Annotated in this window: 21 protein-coding genes; 8 read left to right on the forward strand and 13 right to left on the reverse strand. The window is 56.5% G+C overall.

Annotation, left to right across the window (positions count from 1 at the left end; translation table 11 throughout):
• Positions 1 to 134: 134 nt before the first annotated feature.
• From KK102_RS21400 to KK102_RS21415, 4 genes are all read right to left on the reverse strand, one after another.
• A complete protein-coding gene (locus tag KK102_RS21400) occupies positions 135 to 497 on the reverse strand; it encodes a YibL family ribosome-associated protein (protein WP_008502724.1) in 363 nt (120 codons plus the stop codon).
• Between the two features lie 57 nt (positions 498 to 554).
• Positions 555 to 1,145, reverse strand: coding sequence for a mannitol operon repressor MtlR (mtlR, locus tag KK102_RS21405; RefSeq protein ID WP_126546164.1), 591 nt, complete (start codon positions 1,143 to 1,145; stop codon positions 555 to 557).
• Positions 1,142 to 2,290, reverse strand: coding sequence for a mannitol-1-phosphate 5-dehydrogenase (gene mtlD / locus KK102_RS21410; RefSeq protein ID WP_216358388.1), 1,149 nt, complete (start codon positions 2,288 to 2,290; stop codon positions 1,142 to 1,144). Before mtlD ends, mtlR begins: the two co-directional genes overlap by 4 nt.
• Before the next feature lie 102 nt (positions 2,291 to 2,392).
• A complete protein-coding gene (locus tag KK102_RS21415; protein ID WP_126546166.1) occupies positions 2,393 to 4,300 on the reverse strand; it encodes a PTS mannitol transporter subunit IICBA in 1,908 nt (635 codons plus the stop codon).
• Positions 4,301 to 4,961: 661 nt separating this feature from the next.
• On the opposite strand from KK102_RS21415, the gene KK102_RS21420 reads away from it, so the two are divergent.
• The 5 genes from KK102_RS21420 (at position 4,962) to selB (ending at position 10,480) form a co-directional block, all read left to right on the forward strand.
• Positions 4,962 to 5,318, forward strand: a complete 357-nt coding sequence (locus KK102_RS21420; RefSeq protein ID WP_010436687.1) for a DUF3302 domain-containing protein — start codon at positions 4,962 to 4,964, stop codon at positions 5,316 to 5,318.
• Positions 5,319 to 5,320: 2 nt separating this feature from the next.
• Positions 5,321 to 6,457, forward strand: coding sequence for an HlyD family secretion protein (locus KK102_RS21425; protein ID WP_089599703.1), 1,137 nt, complete (start codon positions 5,321 to 5,323; stop codon positions 6,455 to 6,457).
• 91 nt (positions 6,458 to 6,548) lie between these two features.
• Positions 6,549 to 7,157, forward strand: a complete 609-nt coding sequence (locus KK102_RS21430; protein ID WP_216358389.1) for a glutathione S-transferase — start codon at positions 6,549 to 6,551, stop codon at positions 7,155 to 7,157.
• Between the two features lie 102 nt (positions 7,158 to 7,259).
• Positions 7,260 to 8,645: an L-seryl-tRNA(Sec) selenium transferase gene (gene selA / locus KK102_RS21435; RefSeq protein WP_216358390.1), complete on the forward strand. Its 1,386-nt coding sequence runs from the start codon at positions 7,260 to 7,262 to the stop codon at positions 8,643 to 8,645.
• Positions 8,642 to 10,480 carry a selenocysteine-specific translation elongation factor gene (gene selB, locus KK102_RS21440; protein ID WP_216358391.1) on the forward strand — a complete coding sequence of 613 codons (1,839 nt, stop codon included), beginning with the start codon at positions 8,642 to 8,644 and terminating at the stop codon, positions 10,478 to 10,480. The genes selA and selB overlap by 4 nt, the downstream gene beginning before the upstream one ends.
• A gap of 3 nt (positions 10,481 to 10,483) precedes the next feature.
• On the opposite strand, the gene KK102_RS21445 is transcribed toward selB, so the two are convergent.
• Positions 10,484 to 11,368, reverse strand: a complete 885-nt coding sequence (locus KK102_RS21445) for an ROK family protein (protein WP_126546171.1) — start codon at positions 11,366 to 11,368, stop codon at positions 10,484 to 10,486.
• Between the two features lie 165 nt (positions 11,369 to 11,533).
• Between KK102_RS21445 and exaC the strand changes: the two genes are divergently transcribed.
• Complete coding sequence (exaC, locus tag KK102_RS21450; RefSeq protein WP_216358392.1) at positions 11,534 to 13,072, forward strand: acetaldehyde dehydrogenase ExaC; 1,539 nt, start codon at positions 11,534 to 11,536, stop codon at positions 13,070 to 13,072.
• Here exaC and KK102_RS21455 read toward each other — a convergent pair.
• Entirely contained in the window at positions 13,069 to 14,034 is a 966-nt protein-coding gene (locus KK102_RS21455; RefSeq protein WP_216358393.1) for a LysR family transcriptional regulator, read from the reverse strand. The two genes, exaC and KK102_RS21455, sit on opposite strands and share 4 nt — an antisense overlap.
• A 117-nt stretch (positions 14,035 to 14,151) precedes the next feature.
• On the opposite strand from KK102_RS21455, the gene KK102_RS21460 reads away from it, so the two are divergent.
• A complete protein-coding gene (locus KK102_RS21460) occupies positions 14,152 to 14,892 on the forward strand; it encodes a MipA/OmpV family protein (RefSeq protein WP_216358394.1) in 741 nt (246 codons plus the stop codon).
• A 107-nt stretch (positions 14,893 to 14,999) separates the two neighbouring features.
• Here the strand turns inward: KK102_RS21460 and KK102_RS21465 are convergent, their stop codons facing one another.
• Both KK102_RS21465 and KK102_RS21470 read right to left on the reverse strand, forming a co-directional pair.
• Entirely contained in the window at positions 15,000 to 16,949 is a 1,950-nt protein-coding gene (locus KK102_RS21465) for a glycoside hydrolase family 127 protein (protein ID WP_216358395.1), read from the reverse strand.
• Between the two features lie 10 nt (positions 16,950 to 16,959).
• Positions 16,960 to 18,360: an MFS transporter gene (locus tag KK102_RS21470; RefSeq protein ID WP_216358396.1), complete on the reverse strand. Its 1,401-nt coding sequence runs from the start codon at positions 18,358 to 18,360 to the stop codon at positions 16,960 to 16,962.
• Positions 18,361 to 18,585: 225 nt separating this feature from the next.
• Between KK102_RS21470 and KK102_RS21475 the strand changes: the two genes are divergently transcribed.
• Positions 18,586 to 19,395: an AraC family transcriptional regulator gene (locus KK102_RS21475; protein ID WP_061716198.1), complete on the forward strand. Its 810-nt coding sequence runs from the start codon at positions 18,586 to 18,588 to the stop codon at positions 19,393 to 19,395.
• On the opposite strand, the gene araD is transcribed toward KK102_RS21475, so the two are convergent.
• The 5 genes from araD to KK102_RS21500 form a co-directional block, all read right to left on the reverse strand.
• Complete coding sequence (gene araD / locus KK102_RS21480) at positions 19,396 to 20,091, reverse strand: L-ribulose-5-phosphate 4-epimerase (RefSeq protein WP_216358397.1); 696 nt, start codon at positions 20,089 to 20,091, stop codon at positions 19,396 to 19,398.
• Positions 20,085 to 20,945, reverse strand: coding sequence for an L-ribulose-5-phosphate 3-epimerase (locus tag KK102_RS21485; RefSeq protein WP_216358398.1), 861 nt, complete (start codon positions 20,943 to 20,945; stop codon positions 20,085 to 20,087). Before KK102_RS21485 ends, araD begins: the two co-directional genes overlap by 7 nt.
• Positions 20,946 to 20,947: 2 nt before the next feature.
• Positions 20,948 to 21,601 carry a 3-keto-L-gulonate-6-phosphate decarboxylase UlaD gene (gene ulaD, locus KK102_RS21490; protein WP_126546179.1) on the reverse strand — a complete coding sequence of 218 codons (654 nt, stop codon included), beginning with the start codon at positions 21,599 to 21,601 and terminating at the stop codon, positions 20,948 to 20,950.
• Complete coding sequence (locus tag KK102_RS21495; RefSeq protein ID WP_216358399.1) at positions 21,598 to 23,103, reverse strand: FGGY-family carbohydrate kinase; 1,506 nt, start codon at positions 23,101 to 23,103, stop codon at positions 21,598 to 21,600. The genes ulaD and KK102_RS21495 overlap by 4 nt, the downstream gene beginning before the upstream one ends.
• A gap of 76 nt (positions 23,104 to 23,179) precedes the next feature.
• Positions 23,180 to 24,499, reverse strand: a complete 1,320-nt coding sequence (locus KK102_RS21500; RefSeq protein WP_126546181.1) for an MFS transporter — start codon at positions 24,497 to 24,499, stop codon at positions 23,180 to 23,182.
• Between the last annotated feature and the right edge of the window lie 4 nt (positions 24,500 to 24,503).

Here is a 24,503-nt window from a genome sequence, read left to right on the forward strand (position 1 = left end):
ATGATTTTGTGAGCGGAAATAATGGAATTGTGAACCAGGGAAGGAAGAAAAGGGGAATTGGTTGGGCCAATTTGAGGCGGGGTGGTGCCTGATGCCCTCACCCCGACCCTCTCCCACGGGGAGAGGGGGAATGATCAGAACGCGGTCTTACAAAAGCCCGTCATCTCTTTCAGGCCCATTTCGCGGCCAAGCTCGGTCATCGGGTGAACCACCACCAGGCCACGGACGCTTTTCTTGAGCTTGCCCATGTCGGCCTGCTCTTTTTTGGTGATCGCGCGGCGGTGCGGCATGTTCATCAGCTTCTGCGCCTCTTTGCTCAGCTTCTGGCCTTTGACTTCGCGCAGGCGCTCGATCTCTGCTTCCAGCTTTGCGGTCTCTTTTTCAAGCTCGGCGTACTTCTCAGCGGAATCAACCAGGGAAAGGCCAGCCATCTGGTGACGGATCAGATCCAGACGGTCGCTCAGGCGTTTAATTTCGTTCTTTTCGACTTCTTTCATGACAAATGACTCTAAATCGGGGGAATTTACAGGAAGGATACACCAATGTGCGCAGGCTTACTTCTGAAACGCTTTTTTTAAGCTGATTCGGGAAATCAGCTCAGTCAGGGAAAGAACCATGGTGGAGCGAACAACCTGTTGATAACGCAGCTTTTGCATTGCGTACAGCTCAGGGTCGCTGTTGTCAAAATGGGGTGCCGGGGGCAGGGCTGTCACGCAGTGCAGCTCGCCGAAAGGACCCAGAATCTCGTCGTCGGTAAAACTGTACTCATTGCCGTCATGATTCAGCTCTTCGCGCAGCGCCATCAGCAGTTCAGCGTCTTCATACTCTGGCCTGCTCAGTACGCCGAGACCGTAAATCAGCTTCAGACGCACTGAAAGATCGCCCAGCGGTCCGTCTCCGTCGAGTAACGGTTCTACAGCATATTTTACCGCGTAGTCGTCTTTGCGAAACACCTGAAGCACCAGGATATTGACCGCCTCAGTTAACAGCTCGACGGCAGCAATCAGGAAACTTCGTACGGTTTTGCCAGCATTCAGACGCTCAAGCACACGATTTTCAAAGGCCTGGGTTTGTTCCATTGTTGCCTGCATATCTGACAATCTGTTAGTGGGGCGCAGGCTTGCCTGCGCCACATTCTGCATCATTTGGTTGCGTTATATGCGCTTACCGCCTCCGCCACCACGTCGCTGCTGGCGTCCAGACCGGAAATCTGCGCCAGCGCAGCCTGCGCGCCGTTGTTATCAATCAGCTGCGCCAGCTCAATCGCCTGCGGATCCTGCTCGCTGCGGTAGTGCATTGCGGCCGCGATCCCTTTCACCAGGTTGGCGTGCGGCAGGCCGTATTCCAGCGTGCCCAGCAGCGGTTTAATCAGACGGTCGCCCGCGCTCAGTTTACGCAGCGGCTGACGGCCCACACGCTCAACGTCATCTTTCAGATACGGGTTTTCAAAACGACCGAGGATTTTCTGGATGTATGCTGCGTGTTTGTCAGCATCAAAACCGTAGCGTTTGATCAGCACCGCGCCGCTCTCTTCCATTGCCCCTTTCACCACCGCGCGGATCTTCTCATCGAGGATCGCGTCACGAATGGTCTGATGACCGGCCAATTTTCCGAGGTACGCGGTTATAGCATGACCCGTGTTCAGCGTGAAGAGTTTACGTTCGACAAATGCCATCAGGTTATCAGTTAATTCCATCCCCGGGATGGTGGGCAGTGCGCCTTTAAACTGGGTTTTATCGACGATCCACTCGCTGAAGGTTTCCACGGTCACTTCCAGCGGGTCGTTGGTTGCAGATTCTGATGGCGGTACGATACGGTCAACGGCAGAGTCGACAAAGCCAACGTGCGCTTCAACCCAGGCTTTATCTTCGTCAGCGACAGCCGCCAGAACGTGGCCTTTCAGCTGGGTGGTGCCGCGCACCATGTTTTCGCAGGCGATGATGTTCAGCGGAGCGTCGTTGCCCTGCGCTTTACGCTTCGCCAGACCTTTTGCCACTGCAGGCGCGATGCGCTCAAGCACCACCGGACCTACCGCCGTGGTGACCAGATCAACGCTGGCAATCAGGTCGATAACGTCGTCGCCAATGCTGCTTACCGCATTCACGCCCGACACGGTTTCAACCTGCTCGTTTTCACCCACTACGTGGACCTGATAGCTATGACGGGCATTCAGGGCATCCAGGACCACCTGATTCACATCGGCAAACGTCAGCGTAATGCCCGCGTCTGCCAGCAGTTTGCCGATAAAACCGCGGCCAATGTTACCTGCGCCAAAATGTAATGCTTTCATAGTATTAACCTTCATTAATGTTTTTACCCGAGAGGGCTGGGGTGAGAAACGTTTTCCCCTCACCCTAGCCCTCTCCCCTGAGGGGAGAGGGAAGAGGCGCTACTATTTGTTCAGCAGTGCCAGAACTTCTTCCACGCTGGTAGTGTTGGCCAGACGTTCGATGACGGTTTCGTCGTCCAGCGCGTTGGTCAGGCTGGTAATCACCTGAATGTGCTCGTTATTGCGTGCGGCAATACCAATCACCAGACGGGCGATGTCGTCCTCTTCTTCACCGAAGCGCACGCCGTCAGGATACTGACAGAACACCACGCCCGTTTTCAGCACGCGGTCTTTTGCTTCAACTGTACCGTGCGGAACCGCGATGGATTCACCCAGGTAGGTTGGGGTCAGTTTTTCACGTTCCAGCATTGCGTCAACGTATTCTGGCTGAACGTAGCCGCCTTTCACCAGCTGCTCACCGGCAAAACGAATCGCGTCTTCTTTGGTGGCCGCGGTACGACCGAGGAAGATGTTTTCCGCGCCCAGTTTAAACAGGTGGGCGTTGCTCTCGTCGAAGCTGTCCTGCAGGCTGCTACGCACTTTGACTTCATTGTCTTCGTGACGCTGGGCCGCAACCAGACGCTCTGTCAGGCTGGTATACAGGCCGCTGTCGAGGAAGTTAGTCAGCGAAATGTGCTGCGCCTGAGGCACCTGGCGCATGGCGCGTTCGGTCAGATCGCGGTGCGTGATCACCAGGTCAACGTCCGGCGGCAGGCTGTTAATCGCACTGTTAGTGACAGAGATATTGGTCAGACCCGCATCCTGTACTTTCTTACGCAGCACGCCTGCACCCATTGCGCTGGAGCCCATACCGGCGTCACAGGCAACGATGATTTTACGCACGTGGCTCAGGTCGTTAGAGACATCGCCAGCTGACAGTGGGGTAGCGCCTTTAGACTCAGCTTTCATGTCGTGCATACGACGGGTTGCCGCTTCGATATCGTCGTCTTCTTTCACTTTGCTGGTTTTCAGCAGGATAGACGCCACCACGAAGGAGACCGCCATCGCCGCACAGATCGCCGCGATGTTAGCGAAGTAAGCCCCTTTTGGCGTCATCGCCAGTACCGCCAGGATAGAGCCCGGAGACGCTGGAGAAACCAGACCACCGCCCAGCACGCTCAGGGTGAACACCCCAGTCATACCGCCGAGGATAACGGCCAGGATCAGACGCGGGTTCATCAGCACGTACGGGAAGTAAATTTCGTGGATACCGCCCAGGAAGTGAATGATAGCCGCACCGCCCGCAGACTGCTTAGCGCTGCCGCGACCAAAGAACATGTACGCCAGCAGAACGCCCATACCCGGACCCGGGTTGGCTTCAATCAGGAAGAAGATGGACTTGCCGAGGTCATGGGACTGCTGAATACCCAGCGGTGAGAAGATACCGTGGTTGATTGCGTTGTTGAGGAACAGGATTTTCGCCGGTTCAACAAAGATAGACGCCAGCGGCAGCATGTCGTGCGCAACCATGAAGTTAACGCCTGCTGCCAGAATTTTGGACAGCACTTCAACCGCAGGGCCAATGCCGAGGAACGCCAGAATCGCGAGGATCATCCCGATGATGCCCGCAGAGAAGTTGTTCACCAGCATTTCGAAGCCGGACTTGATCTTGCCATCAACCCAGACGTCGAATTTCTTAATTGCCCAGCCGCCAAGAGGGCCTGCAATCATGGCGCCGAGGAACATCGGCATATCCGCACCGACGATAACACCCATGGTTGTGATGGCACCCACGACACCACCACGGTCACCGCCGACCAGACGACCACCGGTGAAACCGATGAGCAGCGGCAGCAGATAAGTAATCATTGGACCAACAAGCTTCGCCAGCGTTTCGTTAGGCAACCACCCTGTCGGAATGAACAATGCAGTGATGATACCCCACGCGATAAACGCGCCGATGTTTGGCATCACCATGTTGCTGAGGAAACGACCAAAGCTTTGAACTTTGATCTTGAAATCGGATGACATAAAACACCCCTTCTTATGTTTACGCTTAGGCTTGCGGCCCGAGGTTTATCGTTAATGTGCGGCGGCAGAGGTAGCCGGGCCCTGTTCTGATGCTGTGAAATCTGGCACTGAATCGTTCAACTGTCCAGACAGCGAAATTTTGTGTGATCTCAGTCACGTAAATGTAGGGGGTGGGGCGAATAATGAAGTGATCTCCATCACAAAATCAGTGTGTAAAATAAATACAACGCGCAGAAAAGAAGCAAAACCACCCCTGTTTTGTGATTGGTATCACATTTGACCGCCGCGGGTTTGTTTCTGAGATGTGACTGGATTCACAAAATATTTTTATGCAGATTTGTCTGCGTGTGATCTCTGGCAAACTTTGCTTTGCCATTCGACGCCAGGATGAAAGCAAGCAACACGGAAAGCTAAAAAACCACTTTTAAGATGTGGTATGGCGAAAAAGGAAAAGGTAGATTACGCTCATAATGTAAGGTTAAGTATATTATTATTCAGGATATATTTTGACACGCTTATAAACTTGCATGGAGATATTATAAAAACCGATACTCCCCGCCTTTGAAATAACAAGCTTTGCTCTTTTGTTTAAAAATAAACTAATTAGGTCGCGCACTGTTTTATTAATTTAATGAGTTGACGTTGTTTAAGTGAGGAGAATATGTTTCTCAACTATTTTGCGCTGGGTGTATTGATTTTTGTGTTCCTGGTTCTGTTTTACGGAATCATCGCTATTCATGACATCCCTTATAATATGGCGAAAAAACGTAACCATCCCCATGCCGATGCTATCCATACGGCGGGGTGGATAAGCCTGTTTACGCTCCATGCCATCTGGCCGTTTTTATGGATATGGGCCACGTTGTATCGGGAAGATCGTGGCTGGGGTATGCAGAACCATATCTCAAAACCGGATGAGGTGCCGGGTATGGATGCTCTGACCCAACGCGTAGCCGAACTCGAGCAAAAACTGGCCGCAGTGCAGCCCGCTGCCGATAAAAATACGCTGGAGCGCTGATCATGGATTTGTTGATTATTCTGACCTATGTGGCCTTTGCATGGGCCATCTTTAAAATATTTCGTATTCCGGTCAACCAGTGGACGCTCGCCACCGCAACCCTGGGTGGGGTATTTATTGTCGCGGGCCTTATCTTATTAATGAACTATAACCACCCGTATACCTTTACGGCGCAAAAGGCGGTTATTTCCATTCCGATCACGCCGCAGGTGACGGGAATAGTCACGGAAGTGACCGATAAAAATAACCAGCTTATTAAAAAAGGCGAAGTGTTATTTAAACTGGATCCGGGCCGCTATCAGGCGCGTGTCGACAGGCTGAAGGCAGACCTGGTGACCGCCACGCACAATATCGACAATCTGAAGGCGCAGCTGTCGGAGGCCGTGGCGAATACGACACGCGTGTCCGCCGAACGCGATCGTCTGTTTAAAGATTATCAGCGCTACCTGAAAGGCAGCCAGGCGAAGGTGAATCCGTTCTCTGAAAGCGATATCGACAACGCGCGTCAGAACTACCTGGCCCAGGATGCGATGGTGAAAGGCTCCGTTGCCGAACAAACGCAGATTCAAAGCCAGTTGGACAGCATGGTGAATGGCGAACAGTCGCAGATTGCTTCCCTGCGCGCGCAGCTGGCTGAAGCCACCTATAACCTCGATCAGACCGTGGTACGCGCACCAAGCAATGGGTATATCACCCAGGTGCTGATCCGTCCGGGTACCTATGCCGCCGCGCTGCCGCTGCGTCCGGTAATGGTCTTCATTCCTGAACAGAAACGCCAAATCGTGGCGCAGTTCCGCCAGAACTCGTTACTGCGTTTGAAACCGGGCGACGAAGCGGAAGTGGTGTTTAACGCACTGCCGGGCCAGGTGTTCACCGGTAAACTCACCAGCGTCCTGCCCGTGGTGCCGGGAGGGACGTATCAGGCGCAGGGTGCGCTGCAGGCGCTGACGGTCGTGCCGGGTACCGATGGCGTGCAGGCGCTTATTGAACTGGAGCCAAACGCCGACGTCGATGCGCTGCCTGACGGTATCTATGCCCAGGTGGCGGTCTATTCCGACCACTTCGCCCACGTCTCGGTGATGCGTAAGGTTTTATTACGTATGACCAGCTGGATGCACTACCTCTACCTCGATCACTAATCTCCCCCAAGGCAGGAATGCGATATGCATACCTGCCTTTTTTCGCTGCTTGATCCATACTGACCTCTTTGTGAGCATTCAGGAGCAGGCAATGAAACTCATCGGCAGCTATACCAGTCCCTTCGTGCGTAAAATCTCGATTCTCCTGCTGGAGAAAGGGATTGAATTTGAATTCGTCAATGAGCAGCCCTACAGCGCCGACACTGGCGTTGCGCAGTACAACCCGTTGGGCAAAGTCCCTGCGCTGGTGACCGATGAGGGGGAATGCTGGTTTGATTCGCCGATAATTGCGGAATACGTCGAACAACTCGGCGTTGCGCCAGCCATGCTGCCGGCCGATCCAAAATCGGCACTGGCCATGAAGCAAATCGAAGCGCTGGCGGATGGCATCATGGATGCGGCGTTAACCTCCGTGCGCGAGCAGGCTCGGCCAGCCGCCCAGCAGTCGGAAACGGAGCTGCTGCGCCAGCGTGAAAAAATCAACCGCAGCCTGGACATGTGCGAGCAGCTCATCCGGGAAGGAAAAATTCAAACCGATAGTTTGGATCTGGCGACCATTGCCATCGTTTGTGCCATTGGTTATCTCAACTTCCGCCACGTTTCCCCGGGATGGTGCGTCAACCGTCCGTTGCTGGTTAAGCTCACGGAAACGCTTTGTCAGCGCGAGAGCTTTGCCCGTACCGAACCGCCAAAGGCTTGACGCGGGATATAACACTTCCCGCCAGGAGGCGGTACAATCCCGCAACATGTTAACTCCCTCTCCCGTCGGGAGGGGGGAAGATATTTACTCGCCGGGCGCATTATGACTACTCATCATTCCCTCTACAGCCAAATTCCTGCCACCGATCGTCTGCTTCGCGAATCGTGCATTCAAACCGCTCTGGAACAGTTCGGTCATACCGCAACGGTCGACATGCTGCGCCAGCTTCAGGACGAAGCCCGACGCCATATTCAGGCTGAAAATGCGCTGCCCGCCTGGTGTGAGCAGTGGGGAGAGGAAGCGCAGAGAAGGCTGGCAGAGAACACGCAAAGCGCGTTACGGCCGGTCATCAACCTGACGGGGACCGTGCTGCATACCAACCTGGGGCGCGCGCAGCAGGCTGAAGAGGCGGTCGCGGCGGTGGTGCAGGCTATGCGCTCGCCGGTGACGCTGGAGTACGATCTGGACGGCGCTGGGCGCGGTCACCGCGACCGGGCGCTGGCGGAGCTGCTATGCCAGCTGACCGGGGCGGAAGATGCCTGCATTGTAAATAACAACGCGGCAGCGGTACTGCTGATGCTGGCGGCGACCGCCAGCGGCAAAGAGGTGGTGGTTTCCCGCGGCGAGCTGGTCGAGATTGGCGGAGCGTTTCGCATTCCGGACGTGATGCGCCAGGCGGGCTGTACGCTGCATGAAGTCGGCACGACCAACCGCACGCATGCGAAAGACTACCGCGCGGCAGTGAATGAAAATACCGCGCTGCTGATGAAGGTCCACACCAGCAATTACCATATAGAAGGCTTTACCAAAGCCGTTGATGAAGCGGAACTGGCGTCGATGGGTCGCGAGCTGAATGTTCCGGTGATTGCCGATCTCGGCAGCGGTTCGCTGGTGGATTTAAGCCAGTACGGTCTGCCAAAAGAGCCCATGCCGCAGCAGATGATTGCCGCTGGCGTGAGCCTGGTGAGCTTCTCCGGCGACAAACTGCTGGGCGGGCCGCAGGCGGGGATTATCGTCGGCAAGCGCGAGCTTATCGCACAGCTGCAGCAGCATCCGCTGAAGCGCGCCTTACGCGCCGATAAAATGACGCTCGCCGCGCTGGAAGCGACCCTGCGGCTCTACCTGCACCCGGAGAGGCTGGCCGAACGCCTGCCTACGCTGCGCCTACTGGGCCGTGACGCCGCCTCGATTCGCGCGCAGGCTGAATTACTGTTGCCGCAGGTTGCGCCGCATTACCCTGATTTTGCCGTGCGCATTGAGCCCTGTCAGTCGCAGATTGGCAGCGGATCGCTGCCGGTAGACAGGCTGCCGAGCGAAGCGCTGACCTTCACGCCGCGTGATGGACGCGGTAGCCAACTTGAGGCGCTGTCGTCGCGCTGGCGTGCGCTGCCGACGCCCGTGATTGGCCGTATTTACGATGGCCGAATGTGGCTGGATTTACGCTGTCTTGAAGATGAAGCGCGATTTCTGGAGATGCTGTTGAAATGATTATTGCCACCGCCGGTCACGTCGACCACGGAAAAACCACGCTGCTGCAGGCCATTACCGGCATTAACGCCGATCGCCTGCCGGAAGAGAAAAAGCGCGGCATGACCATCGATCTGGGGTATGCCTACTGGCCGCAGCCCGATGGCCGCGTGCTGGGCTTCATTGATGTACCGGGACATGAAAAATTTCTTTCCAACATGCTCGCAGGGGTGGGGGGGATTGACCATGCCCTGCTGGTGGTCGCCTGCGATGACGGCGTGATGGCGCAAACGCGTGAACATCTTGCGATCCTGCAGCTGACGGGCAACCCGCAGTTAACCGTCGCACTCACGAAAGCCGATCGCGTGGATGAGGCGCGCCTGAATGAGGTGCGCGATGAAGTACAGGCGACCCTGCGTGAATACGGTTTTGCTGATGCGCCGCTGTTTGTCACCGTGGCGACAGAAGGGCGCGGTATTGACGAACTTCGCGATCGTTTGCAGCGGCTTACGTCACGCGAACATGCCAGCTATCACCGCTTTCGTCTGGCCATTGACCGGGCCTTTACCGTAAAAGGGGCGGGGCTGGTGGTGACCGGCACCGCGCTGAGCGGTGAAGTGAAGGTAGGTGATACGCTCTGGCTGACGGGAGTGAATAAACCGATGCGCGTGCGTGGGTTACATGCGCAAAATCAACCCACTGAGCATGCCCATGCCGGGCAGCGTATCGCGCTGAACATCGCCGGGGATGCTGAAAAAGATGCCATCAGCCGTGGTGACTGGCTGCTGGCTGACGCCCCGCCGGAGCCTTCCGCACGGGTCATTGTTTCTCTCCAGACCCATGCGCCGCTGACCCAATGGCAGCCGCTGCATATGCACCATGCGGCCAGCCATATCACCGGGCGCGTATCATTGCTGGAAAGCGATCTCGCCGAGCTGGTATTCGATGCGCCGCTCTGGCTTGCGGATAACGACCGCCTGGTGCTGCGCGATATTTCGGCGCGGGAGACGTTGGCCGGGGCGCGCGTGGTGACGCTCAATCCACCGCGTCGTGGCAAGCGTAAGCCAGAGTACCTGCAGTGGCTGGCGGCACTGGCGCAGGCCAGCGATGATAAGGCCGCACTGCGGGTCCATCTGGAGCGTGGTGCGGTGAATCTTGCTGATTTTGCCTGGGCGCGCCAGCTGAGCGCTGAAGGGTTGCGCCAGTTAACCCAGGAGCCTGGCTTTATTCAGGCCGGTAACAACATGCTGAACGCGCCGGTTGCCGCGCACTGGCAGCGCAAGATACTGAGTACGCTCGCTATCTACCATGAACAGCATCAGGATGAACCCGGTCCGGGGCGTGAACGTCTGCGACGCATGGCATTGCCGATGGAAGACGATGCGCTGGTGCTGCTGCTGATTGAAAACATGCGGGAAAGCGGGGTGATTAAAAGCCATCACGGCTGGCTGCATTTGCCGGATCACAAGGCTGGTTTTACCGCCGAGCAAGAGGCCGTCTGGCAAAAAACGGCACCGCTGTTTGGCGATGAACCCTGGTGGGTTCGCGATCTCGCGCGTGAAACCCATACCGACGAGCAGGTGATGCGGCAGGTATTGCGTCATGCCGCACAGCAGGGGCTGATTGTGGCGATCGTCAAAGATCGCTATTACCGTAACGATCGGATCGTGGCGTTCGCGAATCTGATCCGCGAGTTGGATCGGGCCCGTGGATCAACCTGTGCGGCAGATTTCCGTGACCAGCTGAACGTCGGCCGCAAGCTGGCGATTCAGATCCTGGAATATTTCAACCGTATTGGGTTTACGCGCCGCCGGGGTAATGACCATCTGCTTCGCGACGCGCAGCTGTTCCCTTAAGCGTTACGCATGACGAGCACGCTTCTGCTTGGCCAGCCAAACCGCGCCCAATCGTCCTGCCTGGTTACCCAGTTCACAGGGCAGAATGGGCACCTTGAGGGCCTCCCACTCCTCGAATCGCTGTAGGTACTTATCGAGCAGGAGATAAATTTTCTCCTGCTCGCTTATCCCGCCGCCAATCAGCACTGCCTGAGGATCGAACATCGAGATCACGCTGTAAACGCCGCGCGACAGAAAATGCGCCCAGGCTTCAATGGCTTCGCGCAGATGCACATCACTTTCCATACGTTTAAACAGCTCTTCCCCGTGGGGCATTTCGTCTTCCGACAGCGCCAGCGCGCGGCTGCAGGCTTTCATCAGGCCGCTGGCAGAGGCCACCTCATGCATCGGTTCGCCCTTGTCCCCTACGGGCAGTACGCCAAATTCACCCGCACGGTAATGCGACCCGCGATAGAGATCGCCTTCCATCACAATCCCGCCGCCAATGCCCGTGCCGATGGTGATGCAGACGAAATGTTCGTAGTCCTTACCTGCGCCCTGCCAGCGTTCGCCCAGCGCCGCACAGTTGGCGTCATTTTCCACGGTAACGGGAAGATCGGTCAGCCCGGCAAACAGCTCGCACAGGTTTTCACCATCAAGATACTCAAGCGCCCCCGCTTTTGCCGCTTCGCCGGTATGGTGGTTAATATGGCCGGGAAAGCTGACGCCGATGCCGACAATGTCATTTTCTTTCCGGTACGCCTCTACAACGTTTTTCCATTTCTCTTTGAACGTGTTTGCATCCTCAGGGGTATCGTACTCATCGGACGTCAGTTCCTTGCCGTTTTCATCAATCACGCCGTGTTTGATGTGGGTTCCGCCCACGTCAAAGCCGATAAATAGCTGCATCGCATCGTTCCTCATGAGCCCTTGAGCTGTTAAGTATGGCTCAGCGGCAGAAACGAAACGTAAAGTACGGTAATCCGTGATACGCCTCGTAAACCCGTCACCGGTTGGCGAGAAAATCGCCAGCGGGAGCTACCCTTGTTGTACACCAACAGCAAGGAGACGGTCATGACAAACAATCCTCCCTCATCACGTATCCAGCCTGGCGAGTATGGTTTTCCCCTCAAGCTGAAGCCCCGTTATGACAACTTCATTGGCGGCGACTGGGTGGCGCCCGTCGACGGTGAATACTATTCCAACCTCACGCCCGTCACTGGCCAGCCGCTGTGCGAGATAGCCAGCTCCGGCAAGCGCGATATCGACCTGGCGCTGGATGCAGCGCACAGAGCTAAAGATAAATGGGGGCAGACTTCCGTTCAGGACAGAGCCGCGATGTTGTTCAAAATCGCCGACCGGATGGAGCAGAATCTGGAGCTGTTAGCCACGGCTGAAACCTGGGACAACGGCAAACCGATCCGTGAAACCATGGCGGCAGATGTGCCGCTGGCGATTGACCATTTCCGTTATTTTGCCTCCTGTATTCGTGCTCAGGAGGGGGGAATAAGTGAAGTTGATAAAGACACCGTGGCGTACCATTTCCACGAGCCGCTGGGTGTGGTGGGGCAAATCATCCCGTGGAACTTCCCGCTGCTGATGGCGAGCTGGAAAATGGCACCCGCGCTGGCGGCCGGGAACTGTATCGTGCTCAAACCGGCGCGTTTAACCCCGCTGTCGGTGCTGCTGTTGATGGAGGTGATTGGAGACCTGCTGCCGCCGGGCGTCATTAACGTCGTCAACGGCGCCGGGGGTGAGATTGGGGAATACCTCGCCACCTCGAAACGCATCGCTAAGGTGGCGTTTACCGGGTCGACGGAAGTGGGCCAGCAAATCATGCAGTACGCGACCCAGAACATCATCCCGGTGACGCTGGAGCTGGGCGGAAAATCACCGAACATCTTCTTCGCTGATGTTATGGATGAAGAGGATGCGTTCTTTGATAAAGCGCTGGAAGGGTTTGCGCTGTTTGCCTTCAACCAGGGGGAAGTGTGCACCTGCCCAAGCCGCGCGCTGGTGCAGGAGTCCATTTATGAGCGCTTTATGGAGCGGGCAATCCGTCGCGTGGAATCAATTCGTAGCGGTAACCCGCTCGATAACGTCACGCAGATGGGCGCGCAGGTGTCGCACGGGCAGCTGGAAACCATTCTTAATTACATAGATATAGGTAAGAAAGAGGGCGCAGAGATCCTGACCGGTGGCCGCCGCAAGGTGCTGGGGGGGGATCTGCAGGAGGGTTACTACCTTGAACCGACAATCCTGTCCGGTCAAAACAACATGCGCGTCTTCCAGGAGGAAATTTTCGGACCTGTGCTGGCCGTAACAACCTTCAAAACCATGGAGGAGGCGCTGGGGATTGCTAATGATACGCCGTATGGCCTGGGGGCGGGCGTCTGGAGCCGCAACGGAAATCTGGCTTACAAAATGGGGCGCGGTATTCAGGCCGGACGCGTTTGGACCAACTGCTATCACGCCTATCCGGCGCATGCGGCATTTGGCGGTTACAAGCAGTCGGGTATTGGGCGAGAAACCCACAAAATGATGCTGGAACATTACCAGCAGACAAAATGTCTGCTGGTCAGCTATTCCGATAAACCGCTGGGCCTGTTTTAGGTGCCTAACTCAGGCCGTCCCTGGACGGCCTGATTGATTTGCTGACGCAGGCAGTTCAGTACGCCGTCCAGAACATATTGCACGCGCCAGGGTTGATATTCGCGCTTGCGGAATATTGCTGTCAGATCCAGCCACCACTCTTCCTGATGTGGGAAGCAGGGGACCAGCATGCCATGAGTCAGTTCTTTTTTTAGACTTTCTTTTGGCGCGAAGACAATACCAAGATTATTTCGAGCCAGTTCAAGCGCCGTCTGCGTATTATCGCAAATATAATTTCCGGTCACTTTATAATCCTGAGCCTCCTCACTGCCGTGTACGCGGAAGCGCCAGATGTTGGCATCATCAACTAACATCGAGTCTATTAATATACACGAATGATTTATTAAATCTTCCGGCCCTTTAATGGGGTGTTTAGTTAAATACTCTTTGCTGGCAAATGCGGTGACGGAATATTTTGTCAGCACGCTGGCGACCAGGTTTTCATCTTTTGGCTGGGCGTAGGTAATGAGAATGTCGCAATCGTCTGGAAACGTCACACCGTCGGAAAACTCGTTCCGGTCGAGGTTATAGGTTTTTAACGACAGGCGAATATCACCAATCTCTTCTATCTTATGGATCACATGACGCGCCAGATAGGTCACGATACCTGTCGGGGCGTAAATCGTCACTTTGCCGCGTTTTTCATGTTTATAGTCGGCAATAAAATTAATGAGTTGGCTATTTTTATCCAGTGTGGCATTCACATAAGGCAGCAGCGCCTCACCAAATTGCGTCAGCGCCAGCTGGCGAGTGGTACGTTCAAACACCTTGAGCCCAACGCGGGTTTCAAAATCGGACAAATATTTACTGACATTGGCCTGCGCCATCCCCAGCAGGGCAGCGGCATCGCCAATACTGTGGGTGGCGGCGACGACGGAAATAATTTTTAATTCACGTGGTTTCAACTGCAAGCTATTCATCATGCACGCCCATCTATATGATTTTATATATAGTATTATATAAACGGCAGCGTTGCTTTGGCAAATTTGTAACCATTATTATGCGCCTCGCTTGTTCGGCGTTTAAATGGATTGCATAGAATGACTGTTAAATATAATTTACTCATCGCTGCCGCATTATTTTCAGCATCATCGGCAATGGCTGGCGAATTTTCACTAGGGGCGGGGGCGGTATTTAACGAGTCGCCTTACAAAGGGTATAACGAAAATACCACCGCTGTACCGTTAATTAGCTACGAAGGCGATAACTTCTATGTGCGTCAGACCACGGGAGGATGGATCCTGTGGAAAGACGGTAAGAATGAATTCAGTCTGACCGCATCCTGGATGCCGCTGCATTTCGACCCGGATGACAATGACGATCATCAGATGAAGCACCTCGACGAGCGTAAAGCTTCGGCATTCCTCGGCGGCGCGTACTACCGCCATGAAAAATGGGGCTCCCTGAAATTTGCCGTTTCCGGTGACGCGATGGATGAAAGCGGCGGCGTGGTGGGTGAAATTTCTTACTTCCGCCCCATCCGCATGGAACGCCTGACGCTGACGCCTTCTGTGGGCATTTTCTACAGCGATGAAAGCTATAACGACTACTACTACGGCGTGTCCGGCAGCGAGTCTCGCCGCTCAGGTCTGGATGAATACACCGCGGGCGACAGCTGGACGCCATACGTTGGCCTGGCGGCAAAATATCAGTTAACCCAGAACCTCTACCTGAATGCCAGCGCGGTCTATACCGTGCTGCCTGACGACGTGAAGAACAGTCCGATGATTGACCGCGACGACAGCTTCGCGCTGATGACCGGCCTGACCTGGCGTTTCTGATGCGGTAAAGCCGGGTGGCGGCTCCGCCTTACCCGGCCTACATAGGGCATGGGGGCACATCGTAGGCCCGGTAAGCGCAGCGCCACCGGGCAGCTAACCGCAGTTAATTATGCCTCATCCACCCAGATCCTCATTTCCCCTTCTCCCCGGTTCGCCCAGCTAAACCAGGGAATAAAGGTCAGCGTGCGGGGCTGACGTTGTACCGGCGAGCGATCGTACTGCCACAGCGCATCCGTGTCCTTCACCTGACACCCAATACCCTCTGCCTGTATCAGCATCTTGTGCGCGAAAATTCCTTTCCCTTCGAAGACTCTGAACTCGCTGTTTTCAGGCAGAGAAAGGTGATGAAGATTGGCACCGTTATCGGCCTCTTCCAGGCAGTAGACCAGCGGGCCGCGCTGCAGGGCGACTTTTCCCGCCTGCTGGCGGACCTGTGGGTTGCCATACACCCGGCGAACCGGCATAGGTAACCTTAGCGTAATGACGTCACCCTCCTGCCAGCTGCGGGTGAGATAAAGGTATCCACGGGAGATCTCGCCCGTTACCGCTTCTCCATTTAATGAAACGTCAGGCGCGGTACACCAGTCCGGCAGCCGCAGGGCGAGCGTATGCGTGACGGGAACAGGCGAGGTAATGTCGATTTTGACCTGTTCATGCCACGGATAGTTACCGCTGATTCGCAGCGCCAGGGTTTCGTCGCCAACCGGTATGGCGACATCGTTGCCCACGTAGAGGTTAATAAAAAGTGCATCCTGGCGGACGGTATAAATGTAGTGCCCCAGTGACGTCAGCACGCGGGCGATATTCGGCGGGCAGCAGGCGCAGCCAAACCAGCGCTGGCGGACGGGTTTCACGTGATCGTAGATATGGTTGAACGCCAGCGTTTTCGGGTGCACTTCCAGCGGGTTCACATAGAAGAAATGTTTTCCGTCCAACGCCATGCCGCCCAGCACCGTGTTGTATAGCGCGCGCTCCATCACGTCGGCGTAGTGGCCGTCGGCCTCCATCTCCAGCATCCTGCGGGCAAACATCATCAGACCGATAGAGGCGCAGCTTTCGGCATAGACCGTATCGTTGGGCAGATCGTAATCGCTGCTGAACGCCTCGCCGCTGCTTTGCGAGCCGATTCCACCGGTAATGTACAGCTGGCGCTGCGCCATATTTTTCCACAGCCGCAGGCAGTCCTGGCGTTTGCTCTCGTCATGACTCAGGCGCGCCAGATGCGCCATGCCCGCCATCAGGTAGACAAAACGCACCGCGTGGCCGATAGCCGTTTGTTGTTCAGCAAGCGGCTGATGCGCCTGGCTGTAGGCTTTGTCCTTGACCATCCAGGCTGGGCCATAGGTGTTCCAGTAGGACGTTCTGCCGCGCTTCTCGTATTCGATATCGTAGAAGTGAGGCTGCGCGCCGCGCTCCTCAATAAAATATTTCACCAGATTGAGGTAACGTGGTTCCTGCGTGACGTCGTAAAGCCGCATCAGCGCCAGCTCGATTTCCGGATGCCCGGGATAACCGTGCAGCTGGTTTTCACCGGGGCCAAACACGCTGTCGATATGGTCCGCCAGCCTGCAGACCACATCCAGCAGGCGGCGTTTCCCTGTTCCCTGAAAAAACGCCACGCCCGCTTCTATCATATGTCCGGCACAGTACAGCTCGTGACACTCGGCCAGATTGGTCCAGCGCTCGTTGGGTGCTTTTACCGTAAAGTAGGTGTTGAGATAGCCATCGTCACACTGCGCCGCCGCGACCAGCTCAATCACCTCGTCGGCGGTTTTCTCCAGTTCAGCATCCGGCTTCTGACACAGCGACCACGCCACGGCTTCGAGCCATTTCGCCACGTCGCTGTCCTGAAATACCATGCCGTAGAATTCACCCTGCTCCAGACCGGCCGCAATGCGGAAGTTGGTGATGGCGTGGCTGGCTTCGGCTTCCGTCACGCGGTCGTTTAGCGCATCCCACTGGTAGGGGATCACCACCTCACGCACCAGCCGTTGATACTGCCCGAGAAACGGGTCGTTAATTTTCAGTTTATGCAGATTGGCTTCCATTATGGACATCGTGTTCTCCTCAGGAGGGTACGTGACGCTGGCGCAGGTCGGTAGCAATGCGCGACATCATAGGGTTGTTGAGTCTGCACCAGCGGATAGAGACGGCCAGCAGCAGATGGAAAAGGGCGGGGAGCAGCGTCTCCATGGCGGTGATGCCCTGCAGCGAAGCAGGCGTCTGGTTGCCCGCACCGGGCTGGTAGGCCACGGCGATAAACACCAGGCTGATGATCCCGGCGCTGGACGCCCACGCGAGCTTGATGAAAAACAGGTTGAAGGCGAAGTTCATCCCTGAAGAGCGCACGCCGGTTTTCCACTCGCCATAGTCGTCGGCAAACGCCATCAGCGAGAAGTGCAGCGGCAGGGTAAACCCGAGAATGACGCCGTTGCTCAAAATGACGATTAGCCACAACGTCTGGTGCGCCGGGCCGCCAGGCAGGAACCACATTCCCACCGCGAGCGCGGCAAGCACCAGGTTGGTGTAGTAGTAGAGTTTGACGGTATCAATACGGCGCGACAGCGGGCTGACGATGACCGCCCCCAGAATGGCGGCAAAAGTCACCATGGTGAAAAACAGCGAGGTATAGGCGGTACTGCCCTGCAGCACGTATGTGATGAAGTACATATACCCGCCGCCGCGAATGTTGAAGACGTTGATCAGCAGAAATGACATCACCAGCATCAGCAGCAGCTGATCGTTTTTACGCAGACCGGCCAGATGCTCGCGCAGGGTAAATTTCCCCATCAGCGCCAGCGGAACACGCTCGCGTACCCAGAAGAAGCAGCACAGGAACATTACCACGGCGATGGCACACAGGACGCCGACGCCTAGCTGATAACCTTTCGCGGCATCTCCCTGGCCTAATTCAGCGACCAGCCATGGCAGGCCCACGGAGACCAAAAAGCCCGCCACGCCGCACAGCACGAAGCGCCAGGACTGGCAGGAGATCACCTCGTTGTGGCGGGTGGTCATGGTGTTAATCAGCGCACAGTAGGGAACGTTGATGGCGGTATAGCCGACGGACAACAGCAGATAGGTCCCAAATGCCCAGGCGATTTTCACGCCCATGCTGGCTTCCGGAACGGTGAAGGTCAGCACGCCGATAATGCCGATCGGGAAGGCGACCCACAGCTGCCACGGACGAAAGCGCCCCCAGCGGCTTTGCGTGCGGTCGGCAATAATGCCCATTACCGGATCGGAAATGGCGTCAAATACGCGTAAGGCAATAAACAGCGTGCCCACGAGCGCAGGGGTCAGGCCAAAGACATCAGTATAGAAAAAGGTCAGAAAATTCATGATCAGGCAGGTAATCACCGTACCGCCCGCATCGCCCAGGCCGTAGCCAATTTTTTCGCGGACGGACAAGTGGCTATCTGTTGCCCCTGGTGTCACGTCTGATTCTGTAATCGGTGTGGAAGTCATGAAGTAACTCCTCGGTAATCGAATTTATTATCGTATTTGTGCAAGGTACACATTTATTCTGCACCGAACGGAAAGGCCAACAAGGGAAGGGAAAAGTATAAAAAGATGACGATTCCGACCTGATGATAAAAATGTGATTCCGATCGGACAGTTATTCGAATATTGATTAATAATCAAAGCGTAAGTTGAATATCAACGGCAATAAAAGCGGAATGGTGAATATCCATGCTTGAATTATCCATAGCGCTTCCGATTAAGGTCCAAAATGGCGGGTTATTTATCTCCCGGGGCGTGGGCCGTCACCCTGCGCGAAAATTAACGTCGTGGGAGATTATTTTTGTCGAAAAAGGGACATTAACGATCCAGGAAGAAAGCACGTTATTTGAGGTAAAAGCAGGAGAGAGTTTGCTGCTTTGGCCAGACCGACGCCATGTGGGCGTGGGCGACTTTCCGGCCGATCTTAAATTTTACTGGCTGCATTTTGAGGTTGAGCATCACCCGCCCCGGTTGCCCAATCTGGCAATAGAACAACACTGCCGCGTGAGGGATGCACAGTATGTGATTTCTCTTTTTCGCCAGTTCCTGAGCGAGCAGGAGAAATTACGGCGAAGCGTGGCGCTGGAAATCATTTTATTACTGATTTTGCAGCAAATTTCCATTTCATCAGGATATGAAGATAATGCTGATGAAGCCGGTGCGGCAATGGCGTGGAAGGCGAAACAGCTTATTCGCACGCAGTTTCATTTACCGCTTTCTACCTCGCAGCTGGCAAAAGCGTTGCACTGCAATGCCGATTATCTCGGACGTGTGTTTCGCCGGACGTTCCATTTAACCCTGACGGAGGCGATACATCGCCAGCGCGTCAGGGCGGCGGAAAAGCTGTTGCTGGATGGTTCTGCCTCGCTTACCGAAGTGGCAACCCGCTGCGGCTTTAATGACGTGGGCTATTTCCGGCAAATCTTTTCGAAGCATACCGGACTAACACCCGCCGTCTGGAAACGGCGGTACTGTAAAGAGCATATCAATTCCGGCTGATCACTGGCCGTAATAGGCATTTGCCCCGTGCTTGCGCAGATAATGCTTGTCGAGCAGCTCCTGCTGCATAACCGGAAGCTGCGGCGCAAGCTGGCGTGAGAACAGGCCCATGTACGCGCACTCTTCCAGCACGACGGCATTGTGGACCGCATCGGCCGCGTCTTTACCCCAGGCGAACGGGCCGTGGGAGTGGACCAGCACCGCCGGGATCTGCATCGGGCTGAGATCGCGCTCCTCGAAGGTTTTGATGATCACTTCACCCGTCTGGTATTCGTACTCGCCCGCGATTTCAGCCGTGGTCATCCGTCGCGTGCAGGGGATCGCCCCGTAGAAATAGTCTGCGTGCGTTGTGCCCCACGCCGGTAAATCCTGGCCCGCCTGCGACCAGATGGTAGCGTGGCGGGAGTGGGTATGCACGATGCCGCCAATCTCCGGATAACGACGGTACAGCGCAAGATGGGTGGGCGTGTCTGAAGAGGGTTTTTTATTTCCCTCGACCACTTCGCCGGTAGCGATATTCACCACCACCATATCCTCCGCCGTCATCACGTCGTACTCCACGCCGGACGGCTTGATCACCATCAGGCCGCTTTCGCGATCCACCGCGCTGACGTTGCCCCATGTGAACGTCACCAGCTGGTGGGCGGGCAGCGCCAGGTTAGCCGCCAGTACCTCGGCTTTAAGTTCGTCTAGCATGTCATGCCTCCTTCCTGCATACGGGCTTCAATCCAGCGGCGCGCCTGGATAATCTCCAGCACCGGCTCTTTTGCTTTTTCAGTCCACATCTCAATCAGAAACGCGCCGCGATAGTTCAGCTGATTCAGCGTGTTAAACACGCCGACAAAATCGACGCAGCCTTCGCCAAACGGCACGTCGCGGAACTGTCCGGGGCTTTGCGCGGTGACGGGCTGGGTGTCTTTCAGGTGAATAGCCGCAATGCGGTCAATGCCCAGCGTCAGCTCGGCGGTGACGTCGTTGCCCCACGCGCTCAGGTTGCCAACGTCCGGATAAACGCTGAACCACGGCGAGGCGAGCATGTCATCCCACTTTTTCCATTTGCTGATGGAGTTCATAAACGCGGTATCCATGATCTCTACCGCCAGCATCACCTGCGCGGCGGCGGCCTGCTCTACCGCCCACGCCAGCCCTTCGGCAAAGCGCTGCTGCGTGCCTTCGTCGTGCTCTTCGTAGTACACGTCATAACCCGCAAGCTGGATGGTGCGAATGCCTAAGTCACGCGCCAGCCTGATGGCTTTGGTCATGATCTCGCGGGCGCGTTCGCGCACGGTTTCATCGCGGCTGCCAAACGGGAAGCGACGGTGGGCAGACAGGCACATGGACGGGATAGACACCCCGGTTTCCAGCATCGCTTCAACCAGAGAGGCACGCTGCGCGGTGCGCCAGTCGAGGCGCGATAATCGCTCGTCGGTTTCATCGACAGACATCTCGACAAAATCGAACCCGCAGCTTTTCGCCAGTACCAGCCGCTCGGGCCAGGAGAGATCTTTTGGCAGCGCTTTTTCGTAAATCCCTAACGGATGCTGACGCATGGTTACGCTCCCCAGATGTCGCGAATGTGCGAATGGAATGCCTGTGCCACCTGCGGCGGATTAGCCGCGCCTGCCAGCGCGCGCCCGGCAATAAAGGCTTTAACGTTGATCTGCTTAAACAGCGGCAGATCGGCCGGGGTGATGCCGCCGGTAATCGAAAGCTGTAAACCGATGTCGGAGAGCGCTTTCATTTTCGCGAGATCCGCTTCGCCCCACTGCTGACCGCTCGCCTGCGCGTCGCGCCCGCGGTGGTAGATTGCCTGCTTCACGCCGACGCGATGCCACGCGCGCGCGTCGTCCAGCGTCCAGTTGCCAAAGAGCTCCATCTGGATTTCTCCCCCGCGGCGCAGGGCCACCTCGTGGCCTCGCTCAACGGTGGCCAGCGGGGCGGCGCAGATGATGGTCATCCAGTTCGCGCCCGCGCCAAACGCCTGTTCTGCCAGCGTTTCTCCGGCGTCGGCCACTTTCCAGTCCGCAACGATGATTTTATCCGGGCACTGCTCGCGCAGGGCGCGCACGGCGTTTAGCCCTTCGGTCAGGCACAAAATGGTGCCCGCTTCGACGATATCAACGTGATCGGCAAGCGTCGCGACGTCACGCTGCGCGGCCTGAAGAGAGGTATGGTCGAGCGCCAGCTGCAGTAATGGTCGGCTCATAGGTTGTTCTCCTTAACTCGGGCGTGATAGCCCTGTAGTGCTGAAATCAGTAGCTGATAGCGGTGATACTTGCGCTGATAGGCCGCATGGGCGCGCATGTCGGGCTCGATGACCCGGATGTCATGTTTGAGTGCACGCTGCGCTGAGTGGAAGTCGGTGAACACACCGGTACCCACCATCGCCGCCAGCGCCGCGCCGGAGCAGCCTGTCTCTTCCACCTGCGGCAGCTCAATCGCCAGCCCGCTGACGTCCGCGAGCATTTGCATCCACACGTCCGAATGGGTCGGGCCACCCGTCACGCGCAGCGCCTGCACCTGAGTAAAGCGCTCAAGCATGCGGTTGAGGTGGGTCATGTGGCAGAACACCACGCCCTCATAAACCGCCTGTAGCAGGTGCGCGCGGGTGTGTAGCGCCTGCATCCCGTAGAAGCCGCTGGTCATCTCCAGCCCGGCGTTGCTGCCGTAGAGGAACGGCAGGAAGTACACATCGCTTTCGGCTTTCGGCAGGCTGGCGACGGCGTGGTTGATCTCGCTAAACGACATGTCGCCCCACTGTGCGGTGAGCCACTCAAGGTTGCCGGACGAGGTGGGGCTGGCTTCGTGAACGATATACTGCTGCGGGTGGACGTAGCGGCCATAGACGTACGGGAAGGGTTCGCTGTCGCGAAGCGTACTGGCGATACCGCTGGTGACGGCCCAGGTGCCCATCACGGCGTTCAGCGTGTGCTCGTCCTGCAGTCCGGCGCAGAGCGCGGTGGAAACCACATCAAACAGTCCACCCACGACGGGCGTGCCCGCCGCGAGACCGGTAAGGGCGGCTGCCTGAGCGGTGATTTCCCCGCAGATTTCTGCTGAACCGACAATCGGCGGCAGGGCGCCGTCAATCTCGCTGATACCGAGCCAGCGCGTAAGCTGTGGGTCGTATTTCCCGGTATTCATGTTGTAGAGATTGGACTCGGAGATGTTGCTCTCTTCGCAGCCCTTCACGCCGGTCAGGCACCAGCGCAGATAGTCGTGCGCCATCATTACGCTACCAATCTGCTGATAGCGCTGCGGCTCATTCTCTTTGACCCAGCGCAGAAGCGAGGCCGGGTGCCCGGTCCACAGCGTCTGGCGCGTATGCGGGTAGAGTTTTTCGGGAATGCCATCCTGCTGCCAGCGCTGCACAATCTCCAGCGCACGGCGATCGGAGGAGAGTATGGCGTTACCCAGCGGTTGGTCCTGTTTATCGAGCAGAAACAGCCCCTTACCCTGGGCGGAAATGCCGACACCTTTGATCTGGTTGCCGTTTACGCCTGCATTCTTGAGCAGCGTGGCGACGGTGGCGTGGCAGTGCTGCCACAACTCATGCATATCCCGCTCGGCGTAGCCCGCTCGCGGGCTGAGCGTGGCAACGGAGCGGCGTTCGATACTGACTTCTTTGCCCTGGCTGTTGTATAAACCGGCTTTCAGATAAGTACCGCCACAATCGATACCCAGCCAGAAGGGCTCTTTTTCACTCATCTTCTTCTCACTTAATTGCCGGGTGGCGCTTCGCTTACCCGGCCTACGGTTTGTTTTAGTGGGTTAGGTGAGGGCATCAGGCCGCACGCTTGTGCGGATTCACCGTGGGATTAGGCTCTGCGCCGGCATCGCATTTCGCCGGTAACAGCAGGGCCAGCAGCGACGCCAGCGCGAGTGAAACGGCCAGGCAGTAGACGCCCGCATCTTTGCTGTACAGGGTGATCAGCACCCCAACCGCATAAGGGCCGCAGAAGCCACCGAGGTTGCCCAGGGCGTTGATCACGCCGCGCGCGCCGCCCGCCATCTCTGCGCTAAACAGTCTTGCTGGGATCGTCCAGAACACGCCCGCGGCGGATTGCAGGAAGAAACCGCAGCCCACCAGTGCGGCATAGGCCAGCCAGGTACTCTCTTTCAGCGCCACGGAGAGGAACATGCAGAGCGCAAAGCCAATCAGCGGCAGGGAGACAAACAGCTTGCGCTTGCCGGTGCGGTCAGAGAGCGTGGAGAACAGGAACATCCCCGCAATGGCCCCGATGTAAGGCAGGATGGCGAGCATACCCACCTGACCGATGCTGGTGTGCGTCAGCTCTTTCAGGATGGTCGGCAGCCAGAGCGTGTAGCCGTAAATCCCGGTCTGGTAAAAGAAGTTCAGCGCGATCAGCTGCCACATGGTTTTGTCGGAAAGCACTGCGCCGAGTGACGCGTTTTTCACCTCTTTGCCAGCGATGGCCTGCTGTTCAGCCGCCAGCGTTTGCACCAGATAGTTTTTCTCCGCCTCTGAAATCCAGCGCGCTTCCTGCGGCCGGTCGTACACGGTGAACGCCCACAGCACCAGCACAACGACGGACATTAAACCTTCAATGATGAACAGCCAGCGCCAGTCGAGCGCGGTGATGATCCAGCCTGACAGCGGGGCGGTGACGATCCCGGCGATGGGCACGAACATGATCACAATTGCGTTGGCGCGACCGCGCTCGGCGTCCGGGAACCAGTTGCTGATCATGGTGAGCACAACGGGCAGCATCCCGCCCTCCGCCACGCCGAGTAAGAAGCGCAGCACCAGCAGCTGATACTGATTCGTCACCAGGCCCGTGAGCACAGAGATCACCGCCCAGGCAACCAGCGACCAGCCGATAAACTTCTTGCCGCTGCCGTGGACGGCAATCTTGCCGCCGGGAACCTGCAGGAACAGATAGCCGATAAAGAAGATCCCACCTGCCAGGCCCGCCATAGTGGCGGTAATACCCAGCTCTTCATCCATCCCGCCGGGCATGGCAAAGGCGATATTTACGCGATCCATATACGAAATGATGCAGGCGATAAGAATAGGAGGAATGATTCTTAGCCAGCGCTGGCGCGGAATGTCCGCTTGTAGAGTATTCGAGTAAGTGTTCATATTT

Origin of the sequence: Enterobacter quasimori, from assembly GCF_018597345.1 — a bacterium.
GTDB lineage: Bacteria > Pseudomonadota > Gammaproteobacteria > Enterobacterales > Enterobacteriaceae > Enterobacter > Enterobacter mori.